Origin of the sequence: Amycolatopsis sp. CFH S0740 (assembly GCF_004522315.1) — a bacterium.
In the GTDB taxonomy this organism is placed as follows: Bacteria; Actinomycetota; Actinomycetes; order Mycobacteriales; family Pseudonocardiaceae; genus Amycolatopsis; species Amycolatopsis nivea.
The window spans coordinates 56,702-68,355 of record NZ_SDLS01000043.1; the positions used below are offsets into that span (position 1 = coordinate 56,702).

The 11,654-nt window shown below is 70.8% G+C and carries 12 protein-coding genes; 6 read left to right on the top strand and 6 right to left on the bottom strand.

Annotation, left to right across the window (positions count from 1 at the left end):
- Positions 1-411: 411 nt before the first annotated feature.
- On the top strand, positions 412-2,769 hold the full coding sequence (locus EIZ45_RS42205) for a bifunctional (p)ppGpp synthetase/guanosine-3',5'-bis(diphosphate) 3'-pyrophosphohydrolase (protein ID WP_134661805.1): 2,358 nt from the start codon (positions 412-414) through the stop codon (positions 2,767-2,769).
- Position 2,770: 1 nt separating this feature from the next.
- Here the strand turns inward: EIZ45_RS42205 and EIZ45_RS42210 are convergent, their stop codons facing one another.
- Together EIZ45_RS42210 and EIZ45_RS42215 are read right to left on the bottom strand one after the other, a co-directional pair.
- Positions 2,771-3,172, bottom strand: a complete 402-nt coding sequence (locus EIZ45_RS42210; protein WP_037811300.1) for a DUF1304 domain-containing protein — start codon at positions 3,170-3,172, stop codon at positions 2,771-2,773.
- Positions 3,169-3,612 carry a cupin domain-containing protein gene (locus tag EIZ45_RS42215; RefSeq protein ID WP_134661804.1) on the bottom strand — a complete coding sequence of 148 codons (444 nt, stop codon included), beginning with the start codon at positions 3,610-3,612 and terminating at the stop codon, positions 3,169-3,171. Before EIZ45_RS42215 ends, EIZ45_RS42210 begins: the two co-directional genes overlap by 4 nt.
- A gap of 88 nt (positions 3,613-3,700) precedes the next feature.
- On the opposite strand from EIZ45_RS42215, the gene EIZ45_RS42220 reads away from it, so the two are divergent.
- Genes EIZ45_RS42220 through EIZ45_RS42230 form a run of 3 tightly spaced genes read left to right on the top strand, consistent with a single transcriptional unit; the run spans position 3,701 to position 6,349 of the window.
- Positions 3,701-4,723: a helix-turn-helix transcriptional regulator gene (locus EIZ45_RS42220; protein ID WP_134661803.1), complete on the top strand. Its 1,023-nt coding sequence runs from the start codon at positions 3,701-3,703 to the stop codon at positions 4,721-4,723.
- A gap of 56 nt (positions 4,724-4,779) precedes the next feature.
- Positions 4,780-5,559, top strand: a complete 780-nt coding sequence (locus EIZ45_RS42225) for an enoyl-CoA hydratase/isomerase family protein (protein WP_167756705.1) — start codon at positions 4,780-4,782, stop codon at positions 5,557-5,559.
- 43 nt (positions 5,560-5,602) lie between these two features.
- Positions 5,603-6,349, top strand: coding sequence for an N-acetyltransferase (locus tag EIZ45_RS42230; RefSeq protein ID WP_205669784.1), 747 nt, complete (start codon positions 5,603-5,605; stop codon positions 6,347-6,349).
- 7 nt (positions 6,350-6,356) lie between these two features.
- On the opposite strand, the gene EIZ45_RS42235 is transcribed toward EIZ45_RS42230, so the two are convergent.
- Entirely contained in the window at positions 6,357-7,142 is a 786-nt protein-coding gene (locus EIZ45_RS42235; RefSeq protein WP_134661801.1) for an aminotransferase class IV, read from the bottom strand.
- Position 7,143: 1 nt separating this feature from the next.
- On the bottom strand, positions 7,144-8,025 hold the full coding sequence (locus EIZ45_RS42240) for a peptidylprolyl isomerase (protein ID WP_134661800.1): 882 nt from the start codon (positions 8,023-8,025) through the stop codon (positions 7,144-7,146).
- Between the two features lie 136 nt (positions 8,026-8,161).
- Between EIZ45_RS42240 and EIZ45_RS42245 the strand changes: the two genes are divergently transcribed.
- Together EIZ45_RS42245 and EIZ45_RS42250 are read left to right on the top strand one after the other, a co-directional pair.
- Positions 8,162-8,746 carry an MBL fold metallo-hydrolase gene (locus EIZ45_RS42245; RefSeq protein ID WP_037811587.1) on the top strand — a complete coding sequence of 195 codons (585 nt, stop codon included), beginning with the start codon at positions 8,162-8,164 and terminating at the stop codon, positions 8,744-8,746.
- Positions 8,743-9,384 carry a hypothetical protein gene (locus EIZ45_RS42250; RefSeq protein WP_043830008.1) on the top strand — a complete coding sequence of 214 codons (642 nt, stop codon included), beginning with the start codon at positions 8,743-8,745 and terminating at the stop codon, positions 9,382-9,384. The genes EIZ45_RS42245 and EIZ45_RS42250 overlap by 4 nt, the downstream gene beginning before the upstream one ends.
- Before the next feature lie 44 nt (positions 9,385-9,428).
- On the opposite strand, the gene EIZ45_RS42255 is transcribed toward EIZ45_RS42250, so the two are convergent.
- Positions 9,429-9,719 (bottom strand): hypothetical protein, encoded by a 291-nt coding sequence (locus EIZ45_RS42255; RefSeq protein ID WP_240690538.1) that lies wholly within the window; start codon positions 9,717-9,719, stop codon positions 9,429-9,431.
- An 80-nt stretch (positions 9,720-9,799) separates the two neighbouring features.
- A complete protein-coding gene (locus EIZ45_RS42260; protein WP_205669804.1) occupies positions 9,800-11,077 on the bottom strand; it encodes a YibE/F family protein in 1,278 nt (425 codons plus the stop codon).
- Between the last annotated feature and the right edge of the window lie 577 nt (positions 11,078-11,654).

The window sequence follows — 11,654 nt, forward strand, 5'->3', positions numbered from 1 at the left end:
CCTCACTGCCGGGGATGCCGCCCCAATGCGGCATTGGGTGCATCCCACGCACCGAACGCCGCATTGGGGCGCTAGCCCCGACCCCATCCCAACCGCACCGGTGCACCCAACGAGCGAGGCGCCCAGCCCCTCCCGCGCACCCCGATACGAAGCTCATCTGCGGTTCGGGGGTGCTTGTCAAGGCATCTTTCCCGCCTTGACAAGCACCCCCGAACCGTCAGCACAATCAAGCTTCGGGGTGCCCCACGCAACCAAAAGCCGATGTCGCCGCCAGGCGACGAGCCGANAAGCCGATGTCGCCGCCAGGCGACGAGCCGAACAACTCACCCCAACACCCCGTCACCACCCCGACCAAAAGACCAACCGGTTACCCTGAAGGTTCGAGGCCGCACGAAGCAGCTGGAGGTGCGGGTGAGCCAAGAGCTCGACGCCAACGTCCCCGCCAAAGGCGGTGCGACTCCCGCCAGGAACGGCGCCACCGCCGCGGACACCGGGCGGCCCAACGGAGCGGCGCCCAACCCCTCCGCGACCCGCCGCGTCCGCGCCCGCCTGGCCAGGCGGATCACCGCCCAACGAGCCGCCCCGGTCAAACAGGTCCTCGAGCCCCTGGCGGTCATCCACCGCGAACTCCACCCGAACTCCGACCTGGGCCAGCTCCAGCGCGCCTACGACGTAGCCGAAGAGCTCCACCGCGAACAACGCCGCAAATCCGGCGACCCGTACATCACCCACCCCCTCGCGGTAGCCACCATCCTCGCCGAACTGGGCATGGACACCACCACGCTCGTCGCGGCCCTTCTGCACGACACCGTGGAAGACACCGGCTACTCCCTGGAACAGCTCAAGGCCGATTTCGGCGACAAGGTCGGCGAGCTGGTCGACGGCGTCACGAAGCTGGACAAGGTCAAACTCGGCACCTCGGCCGAAGCGGAAACGATCCGCAAAATGGTGATCGCGATGGCGAAGGACCCGCGCGTCCTGGTCATCAAACTCGCCGACCGGCTGCACAACATGCGCACGATGCGCTTCCTGCCGCCGGAGAAGCAGGCCCGCAAGGCGCGCGAAACGCTCGAAGTGCTCGCCCCGCTGGCGCACCGGCTCGGCATGGCCACGGTGAAGTGGGAGCTGGAAGACCTCGCGTTCGCGATCCTGCAGCCGAAGAAGTACGACGAGATCGTCCGGCTGGTCGCCGACCGCGCGCCCTCGCGCGACACCTATCTGCGCAAGGTGATCGCGGACCTCACGAACAACCTGGTGTCGTCGCGGATCACCGCGAAGGTCGAGGGACGGCCGAAGCACTACTACTCGATCCACCAGAAGATGATCGTCCGCGGCCGCGACCTCGACGACATCCACGACCTGGTCGGCGTGCGGATCCTGGTCGAGGACGTGCGCGACTGCTACGCCGCGATGGGCGTGGTGCACGCGCTGTGGCAGCCGGTCCCCGGACGGTTCAAGGACTACATCGCACAGCCGCGGTTCGGCGTCTACCAGTCGCTGCACACGACGGTGATCGGCCCGGACGGCAAACCGCTCGAGGTGCAGATCCGCACCTACGACATGCACCGCACCGCCGAGTACGGCATCGCCGCGCACTGGCGGTACAAGGAAACCAAGGGCACGCACGCCAGCAACAACGCGATGGAGCTGGACGAGATCGCGTGGATGCGGCAGCTGCTCGACTGGCAGCGCGAGGCCGCGGACCCGGGCGACTTCCTCGAATCGCTGCGCTACGAACTGGCCGCGCGCGAGATCTTCGTGTTCACGCCGAAGGGCGACGTCATCACGCTGCCGGCGGATTCGACGCCGGTGGACTTCGCGTACGCGGTGCACACCGAGGTCGGCCACCGCTGCATCGGCGCGCGCGTGAACGGCAGGCTGGTCGCGCTCGAGCGGAAGCTCGAGAACGGCGAGGTCGTCGAGATCTTCACGTCCAAGGCGGAGAGCGCCGGGCCGAGCCGCGACTGGCTGCAGTTCGCCGGTTCGCCGAAGGCGCGCGCGAAGATCCGGCAATGGTTCGCGAAGGAGCGCCGCGACGAGGCGATCGACGCGGGCAAGGAAGCGATCACCAAGGAGATCCGCAAGGTCGGGCTGCCGATCCAGCGGCTCGTGTCGGCGGAGTCGATGGGCTCGGTCGCCACCGAGCTGCGGCACGGCGACATTTCGTCGCTGTACGCGGCCGTCGGCGAGGGCCACACGAGCGCGAAGCACGTGGTGCAGCGGCTGGTCGCGCTGATCGGCGGGGTCGAGGAGGCCGAGGAGGAGCTGGCCGAACGGGCCACGCCGTCCACGGTCACGCGCCGCCGCGGTTCGAACGACGTCGGCGTCATCGTGAAGGGCGCGAGCGACGTCTGGGCGAAGCTGGCGCGTTGCTGCACGCCGGTGCCGGGCGACGAGATCCTCGGCTTCGTGACGCGCGGCGGCGGCGTGAGCGTGCACCGGACCGACTGCACGAACGCCGACGACCTGCGGACTCAGCCCGAGCGCTTGGTCGAGGTGGAGTGGGCGCCGTCGTCGTCCTCGGTGTTCCTGGTGGCGATCCAGGTCGAGGCCCTCGACCGGCACCGGCTGCTGTCGGACGTCACGAAGGTGCTGGCGGACGAGAAGGTGAACATCCTGTCGGCGTCGGTGACGACCTCGCGGGACCGCGTGGCGGTGAGCCGGTTCTCGTTCGAGATGGGCGATCCGAAGCACCTCGGACACGTGCTGAAGGTCGTGCGCGGGGTCGAGGGTGTGTACGACGTGTACCGGGTGACCTCGGCCTCGTAGGTCAGAACGCCGTGGCGACGAGCGCGGCCAGCGGTGGCAGTGCCTGGGCGAGTGCTCCGGCGCGTCCCGCACCGCGTGGGCGGCTCAGTGCGAGCAGGTCGGACACGCCCAGTGCGATCCCGGCGAGCGTCATGAAGGCGCAGCTGTAGAGCAGGAGCACGCGTCCGCCCGCGGGATCTCCGGTGTGCAGCAGCACCAGTCCGGTGGCCGGTCCGGCGGCGAGGAACAGGTTGTACCAGCCGACGTTGAACGACCAGAGCCGCGTGGCGGGGAGGTTTTCCGCAGGGATCCGGAAAATGCCCGCGTGCACGCCCGGGCGTTCGAACAGCAGGACTTCCCACGCGAAGGCCAGCAGGTGCACCAGAACGGCGATCCCGGCGAACACCTGCACCGCGGCGTTCACGGCGCCTGCTCCGTGAAGGCGACCCCGTGCCGCGCGGCGATGGCACCGAGCAGCGGCACCGCGTCGGGCCACGGGGCGCCGGACGGGACGGTGGCGTCGATTTCGCGGAAGAACCGGCCCATCGCGTCGTCCGGGGTGAGCACGAGGAACTTCGCGTGCGGCGTGTGCACCGTGAAGGTGTTCGGGGTGCCTGCCGGGATGTGCACGAACGAACCCGGGCCCAGGTCGTGGAGTTCGCCGTCGAGGCAGACGGTGATCCGGCCGGTCAGGACGTAGAAGCCCTTCGTCCACGGGTCGGCGTGCGGCGGGACGGCGGGGCCGCGCGGGGCGTCGATCTCGAACAGTTCGTAGCCGCCGGTGTCCGCGGCGGACGCTTTCACCGTCGCGGTCGAGTCTTGCGTGTCCAGTTCCGGGCCTTCGCCCGCTGCGCTGAGAGTCATGCCGCCGAAGGTAGAAACGCCGGGGGAGCGGGACCATCCCGGAATTCAGGGATACCCGCGCGGGAGGAGCGCGCGCATACTTCGTCGGGTGTGGGAAGGCCGGGCGCGGAGCGTGCGGCGGGAGCTGGCGGCTCTCGCCGCGGCCGGTCGCGGGGTCGCCGAGCTGCACAGCGCGGCCATCGAACTGGTCGAGCGGATCGTGCCCGCCGAACTGACCTGCTGGGCGTCGCTGGACCCGGACACCGCCGTGATCAGCTCGATGACCAGCGGCCGGGCGCGGATCCCGGGGGAGTACGAACCGCTGCTGGCGACGTACGAGTACGACGGCGCGGAACCGCACGCCTTCGCGCAGCTCGCCCGCCGTTCCGTGCCGGTGGCGCGGCTGTCCGACCTGCCGCGCCGCGAACGCGAGCGCAGCGGCCGGTGGACGCAGGTGTGGCGGCCGCTCGGGCTGGAGAGCGAACTGCGCGTCGGGTTTCGCGCGGACGGCGTCTGCTGGGCCGCGGCGGGTCTGGTGCGCCGCGGCGAGTTCAGCGACCGCGAGGTGGAATTCCTGCTGTCGATCGGACCGACATTGGCGGCGGCCACCCGGGTGGCCGCGCTGGCGCGAGGGGCGGCTCCGGCGGCGGAACCGGCGATCGTCGTGGTCGGACCGGACGGTCGCCGTCGCGGCGCGACCGAGGGGGTCGGCGCGTGGGAGTCCGAATTGGACTCGATCGCCGACGGCCGGTTCGCGGTGCTGCTGCGCGCGGTCGCGACCGGGGCGCAGGCGGCGGCGAGCGGGACGTTCCGGGCCCGGGTCCGCGACGCGCACGGCGGCTGGATTGTGTTGCAGGCCAGCAGGTTGGTCGCCGACGACGACGCACGCGACCTCGTCGTGACGATCCGCCGCGCTTCCGGCGGAGAGCTGCTGGACGTGCTGCTCGCGGCGTACCGGCTGACCGCGCGCGAACGCGACGTGTGCCGGGAAGTCCTGTCTGGACTGTCCACTTCGGACATCGCGGCCCGGCTGGGGATCTCGGCGAACACCGTGCAGGACCACCTGAAGTCGGTGTTCGGCAAGGTCGGCGTGCGCAGCCGGGGCGAGCTGACCGCTCGGCTGTCCGGTTAGCCCCGGTGACCTGTCCCACAGCGGGACGGTGGTGCGGGCGCATTAGGGTGCTGGGCATGACGGACGGACTCGAGTTCACCCGCGACGGCGCCGTGGCCCGGCTGACGTTCTCCCGCCCGGAGAAGATGAACGCGATCACTCGCGGCATGTGGGCGGCGATCCCGGGCGTGGCGGCCGAGGTCGAGGCCGATCCCGAGCTGAAGGTGCTCGTGCTGACCGGGGCCGGACGGCATTTCTCCGCGGGTGCGGACATCGGCGAGTTCCGCGAGCTGCGCTCGACCGCCGAGGTCGCCGCGAAGTACGACGAGGCCGTGGACAGCGCGGTGGCGGCGCTGACCGCGATGCGGAAGCCGACCGTCGCGATGGTCCAGGGCAACTGCATCGGCGGCGGCTGCCAGATCTCGGTCGCCTGCGATTTCCGGTTCGCCGCGGACGACGCGCGCTTCGGCATCACCCCGGCCAAACTCGGCATCGTCTACCACTTCGCCTCGACGCGGCAGCTGGTGTCGCTGGTCGGTCCGGCGAACGCCAAGTACTTCCTGCTGTCCGGCGAACTGGTCGACGCGACCCGGGCTCGCGAGATCGGGCTGGTCAACGACGTTTTCCCGGCCGCCGACCTGGACTCCGCGATGGCCCGGTTCACCGAGACCCTGTGCGGGCGGTCGCAGGCCTCGGTCCGCGGGATGAACCGGATCATCGAGAAGATCGTCGCGGGGCAGGAGAAGACCGACGACGAGGTCGAGGAGATCCGGCTCGCCGCGCTGCACGGGGAGGACTACGCGGAGGGCGTGGACGCGTTCCTGAACCGGCGCGCGCCGAAGTTCACCTACCGCTGACCGGCACGAATAACCCGTTGACGGCTCAGCGAGACTGAAGCTTGTGGCGCTGACCATCCATCACCGCAGTCAGAACCCGGAGATCTTCCGGGCGACCGACCATGCCGACTTCGACCGGTCGTGGCCGGTGTTCATGCAGCACAACCCGACCGGGCACCTGTATTACGGCGAACTCGACCCGGTCGCCGACTACGTGCTGCTCGCGACCGACGGCGACGAACCGGTCGCCAAGGCCTACTCGACACCGTTCGCGTTCGGCGGCCCCGGGCGCGAGACGCTGCCCGACGGCGGGTGGGACGAGGTGATCCGCTGGCAGCACGCCGACCGGCTGGCCGGCCGCGAACGCACTGCGGCGACCGCGCTGGAGATCGTCGTCCGCAAGGAACGGCAGGGTACCGGGCTCGCCTCGGTGATGGTGAACGCGTTGCGGGACAACGCTTTCCGCCTCGGACACGACGTGCTCTACGCCCCGGTGCGGCCGTCGCAGAAGGCGGACGAACCCGAGACCCCGATGAGCGAGTACGCCTACCGGGTGCGCGACGACGGCCTGCCCTACGACGCGTGGCTGCGGGTGCACGTGCGCGCGGGCGGGCGGATCGTGAAGGTCTGCCCGGTGTCGATGACCATCCCCGGCACGCTCGCGCAGTGGCGGGAGTGGACCGGGCTGCCGTTCGACACGGATGGTCCGGTGGTTGTGGAAGGTGCGTTGAGTCCGGTGCTGGTGTCGGTGGCGCAGGATTCGGCGGTGTATGTCGAGCCGAATGTCTGGGTGGAGCATCGGAGGCCGTGAGGCTGGGCTAGATTTCGTCCCAGGGTGCGGCTTCGTAAGCCGTGGTCAGGAGTTCCGTCGCCGCGGGCGAGGTGCGCAGCGGCACGTCGTCGACCGAGGCGACCGGGCGGCCGATCGTCGCCGAGTTGGTCAGGAACATCGCGTCGAACTCCGGGAGTTCCGCCGGGTAGACCGGCCGCGTCTCCTGCGGCACCCCGGCCGCGCGCAGCCGGTCCTCCAGCACCAGGTACGTGATTCCCGGCAGCACCTGGGCTTCCGGCCACACGATCGTCCCGTCGCGCAGGAAGCCGACGTTCCAGATCGTCGCCTCGCTGATCCGGCCGTCGTCGGCGAGGAACACCGCGTCGTCGTAACCGGCGAGGACGGCCGCGCGCGAATGGTGCGTGAGGCCGAAGCCGCCGAGATGCTTCACGTGCGGCAGATCCCGTTGGTAGGAAACGGATCGCAGCCGCATCGGCGTGGCGACGTGCGAGCGCGGCGGCGCGGTGTGCACGAGGATTTCGGGCGTCATCGCGGGGTCGTGCGGAGACGAGCGCGAGAAAATGATCACCCGCACCGACAAATCGCCCTGACCGGCGACGAGCCGCCGGACGTAGCGGCGGACCAGATCGGTGTCCAGTTCGCTGCCGAACACCTCGCGGGTGTTCGCCGCGAGCCGGTCGAGGTGGAAGCGGAGACCGCGCACGCGCCCGTCGCGGACCTGCATCGCGGTGAAATGGCCGTAGCTGGTCGCTGCGGCGGCGAGATCGGCGGCGCCAGGAACGGCGCCGCCGATCTCGACCCGGCCGGTCACGTCAGGAAACCGTGACCGCGGTGAACTTGACCTGCTGCTTGGGCTCGCCGGTCGATCCGTCCTGGCCGATCGCGCCGATGCCGTTCTTCGCGATCTTGTCGAGCACCTTCAGGCCCTCGTCGGAGATGCTGCCGAAGATCGTGTACTGCGGCTGCAGCGGCGCGTTGCCGTAGACCATGAAGAACTGGCTGCCGCCGCTGTTCGGCTGGCCGGTGTTGGCCATCGCGAGGATGCCGCGGCCGTACTTGGCGGTGTCGATGAACTCGTCCGGCACGGTGAATCCCGGGCCGCCGCGGCCGTCGGTCGTCACGTCGCCCTTCGCGTCCGGGTCGCCGCACTGCAGCATCTGCAGGTCGGTGACGCCGAGCCGGTGACAGATCGTGTCGGTGTAGAAGCCCTGCTTCGCGAGGGCCTCGAACGCCTGCACGGTGCACGGCGCGAGCGAGCGGTCGAGCGTCATCGGGATGTCGCCCTGGGTGGTCTTCATCGTGATGTTCACGGTCCCGGACGAGGACACGCTCTTGCCGTCCGGCGCGGTCGCCTTCTTGCCCGACGGCGGCTTGCCACTCGGGTCGGCCGGGTACGAGCACGTCGTCGGGTTCGGCAGCGCCTTGGGGCGCTTGGGGAGCGCGGTGCGCTCGGTGGGGATGTTCGTGACGCTCGGGACCGGCGGCGCGGAACTCGACGGCGGCGCGGCGGCCTGCTGGTCGCCGCTGCCCCCGCTGTTCACGATCCACACCACGAGACCGGCGACGATGAGGACCACACCGCCGACCACTCCAGCGCCCACGATCTTGCGTCGCTTCGCCTGTTCCGCCCGGCGCACGAGCTGCCGCTCGAGTTTGCGCTTTGCGGCTTCTCGGCGCTGCTGGTTGGTCGCCACCCGCCCTCCAGTTTCCGCTCGAAGTCACACGTCTGAGGTAGCGGCAGTGTATGGGCACAGCCTGTTAGGACTCCGTACAGGGGCGGCTAGTCTTCACCGGGTCGTGATCAAGGCCGCTTCCGGGGAGGAGGGTTCGGTGCTCGTCGCCGGGTTCGCCGCGGGTCCGCTGCGCTCGAATTGCTATCTGCTGGCCCCCGCCGCCGGGGGTCCGTGCCTCGTCGTCGACCCGGGCGAGGGGGCCGCCGGGCCGCTGGCCGAAGCGCTGGCGGAGCACGACCTGACGCCGGTCGCGCTGCTCGCCACGCACGGCCATCCGGACCACGTCGGCGCGGCCGCCGAGCTTTCGCGCGCTTTTGCCGCACCGGTCCGGCTCCATCCGGGCGACGCCGACTGGTACGACGGGCCCTTCGAACCGCTCGCGCCGGGAGAGATCGAGACGGCCGGGCTGACGCTCGGCGTGCTCCCGCTTCCCGGGCACACGCCGGGTTCGGTGGCGTTCACCGTCGAGACCGGCGAGGGTGGCAGGCTGGTGTTCACGGGGGACACGCTTTTCGCCGGATCGGTCGGGCGCACCGGCGGATCCGGCGCCGACCTGGAGAATTCGTTGCGCACTCTGCTCACGCTCGCCGACGACACCGTCGTGCTGCCCGGCCACGGACCGGCCACGACCATCGGCCGCGAGCGCGCCGTCAACCCCTTCGTGCCGGGAGCGGCGCAGTGACCGAGAAGCCGGCGGAACGCCTGCCGCTGTTCGCCGACGAGCCGAAGCTGCGCCGCCGCCGCGCGTGGTCCGGCGTCTTCGGCGTGCTGATCCTGGCCGCGGCGTTCGGCGGGATCGCCGGGCTGATCGGCGGGCAGCTGGCCGGGCTGATCGTGGCGGCGGTCGTCGCGCTGCCGCTGATTTACGTGGTCCTCTACGCGTATCGCCGCCGGATCTGGCTGGAAGGCACGACGCTGGTGGTGCGCACGTGGGGCATCCGGCGGGTGGACCTGCTTTCCGCACCCAGGCTGGACGTGGTGATCAGCGACGTGCGCGGCACCCGGACCGTGGCGCTGCTGGTGAACGCGGGCCACCGGCGGCGCGCGGTGAAGCTCGACCTGGCGGTGTTTTCCGGAACTGGCGGACGGGAACTGGGGGCGCTGCAACTGCGTCGGCTCGCGGACGCGGTGCTGAACAACACCGAGGCGAACGGGCTGGTGTTTTCGGAACTGCTGGTGGCGGAGCTGCGGGCGGAGGCTCGCGGGGACGCGGTGGCGGAACGACCGTTGTACCGGCTGGCTTCGGCGGCTCCTTCGGGGAAGTACTTGCAGCGGTTTCCCATGGAGGCGGTTAGCCGCTTTGTCGCGACGTTGGGTTGAGTTGGCTGGGGTTGAGCTGGCCGGGGTTGAGTTGGGAGTGGATCTCACCAGCTGTGTTTGATGGCGCCGGCTCCGCCGTCGCGTGCGGGATCGGTTTTATCGCGATCCTGCAGGTCGTCGACGCGGGCGCGGATGCGGTCCAGCTGGTCGGTCAGCTCGGGGAGTTCTTCGGCGACGTAGGAGAGCAGCCGTTCGAGGTGGCGCAGGGTCGCGCGGACCTCGTCGAGTGCGGTGGCGATCCGCGGGACTGTTTCGGTCGCTTCCAGCACCGACGCGAACAGGCGGCGGATCAGGTGCACGGTGACTCGGGGTCCGGCCAGGACGGCTGAGAACACAGCCCCTCCTCGGGTGCGGGGTCGCGGTCTTCGTACCTCATCCGCGACGCCCGCGCCCGGCCGGGTCAGTCCTCGTGTGGCTAGTGTGATTCAGCGGGTCTGGTGGTGCTGATGAGGTGCTCCACCGGCTCGCGGGCGGCGATCAAGGCAGCCAGGACCGTCGTCACCGGCACGGCCGCGACGATGCCGACCGAACCGGCCAGCGTCCGGATGATCTCCGCGGCGATGTCCTCGCTGCCGAGCAGCGCACCGAGGCCGACGCCGGAGATCGCGGAGTACAGCATCACCGGCAGCGCGGCCCCGGCGTAGGCCATCACCAGCGTGTTCACCGCGGAGCCGACGTGGTCGCGGCCGATCCGCAGGCCCGAGCTGTACAGCTCGCGCCAGCTGAGCGAAGGGTTCGCGCGGCGCAGTTCCCAGACCGCGCTGGTCTGGGTGATCGTCACGTCGTCGAGCACGCCCAGCGCGCCGATCACGATCCCGGCCAGCAGCAGGCCCCGCGCGTCGATGCCGTGGCCGAGCGAGGCGATCAGCGTCGTGGTGCTGTCGTCGAGGCCGGTGAGCGACGCGGCGGCGGAGAAGATCGCCGACAGGATCCCGATCAGCGCGAGGCTGACCAAGGTGCCCAGCACGGCGACCGAGGTTCTCGCGGACAGGCCGTGCGTCAGGTACAGCGCGAGGAACATGATCGCGCCCGCCCCGGCGATCGCCACCACCAGCGGGTTCTCCCCGGCGAGGATCGAGGGCAGCACGAACAGCACGATCACGACGAAGCTCAGCACCAGCGCGACCAGCGCGGCCAGCCCCTGCCAGCGGCCGAGCACGAGCACGGCGACCGCGAACAGCGCGGCGAGCAGGACCAGCGGCGTGCCGCGCTGGAAATCGACGAGCGTGAACGACTGCGGATCGAGCGGATTGCCGCCGTTGTAGGCGAGCACGACCTTGTCGCCCGCGGAGAACCGCGGCGTGCTCGGCTCGATCGGGACGGTCAGCCGCACCGGTTTCCCCGCTGCCGGGCCGTCGGACATCTGCAGGTCGACGGTGAGGCACGGTTTCGTGTCCGGGTCCGGCTGCGAGCCGACCTGGACCTGGCCGGGCTGCAGGCACGGGCCGGACGTCGCGGTCGTGATCGCCGCCTGGACCGGCGTGCCTTGCGGCACCGCGCTCTTCGGCAGCGAACTGCCCCACGGGTACAGGACGATCATGCCGACGACGGTCGCCAGCGCCAGCGGGGCGAGAAGCCAGATCAGAAGTTTGCGGACCCGCTGCGACGCCGGGGCGGCCGGGCCGTGGCCGTGCCCATGACCGTGGCCGTGCCCGGCGGGCGGCGGGGTTTCCTTGGCCGGAACGGGATCCAGACTGTCCTTTTCGGACTGCGGCGGCCGGGCCGGGGGACGGCGGCGGGTGCCGGGCGGCGGGGTGTCGCCGGGGCGGCGGGGCAGGCGCAGTTCGCCGGACTGGGCGCCGCTGCGGGAATCGGCGGAGCGCGGGGTGCCCGATTGCGCGGAGCGCGCGGCGCCAGGTTGGGCGGGCCGTGGCGCGGCGGCACGCGGACGCCGGGGTTCGCCGGGCCGTTCGGCTCGCCGTCCCGGTTCGCTGGTGCGTCCGGGATTGCCTGATCGCTCAACGGCTTGGCCAGACTCCGCCGATCGCGCGGGATTGCGCTCGACCGGCCGCCCGGGCTCACCCGGTCGGCCGGGTTCTGCCGATCGCTCAACGGCTCGGCCAGACTCTGCCGATCGTTCGGGGTTGCGCTCGACGGGTCGGCCAGAGTCCGCCGATCGTTCGGGGTTGCGCTCGGGCCGCCCGGGTTCCGCCGATCGCTCGGGGCCGCCGAAGCGTTCCACCGGCCATCCGGGATCGCCGGTGCGTTCAGGATTGCCGGGTCGTCCGGGCTCAGCCGCCCGTCCGGGGCGCTCGGCCGGTCGCCCGGGG

Coding starts and splice junctions, on each gene's coding strand:
- EIZ45_RS42215 (WP_134661804.1), bottom strand. CDS start 3,612: ATGACTCTCAGCGCAGCGGGCGAAGGCCCGGAACTGGACACGCAAGAC.
- EIZ45_RS42225 (WP_167756705.1), top strand. CDS start 4,780: ATGACGGACGGACTCGAGTTCACCCGCGACGGCGCCGTGGCCCGGCTG.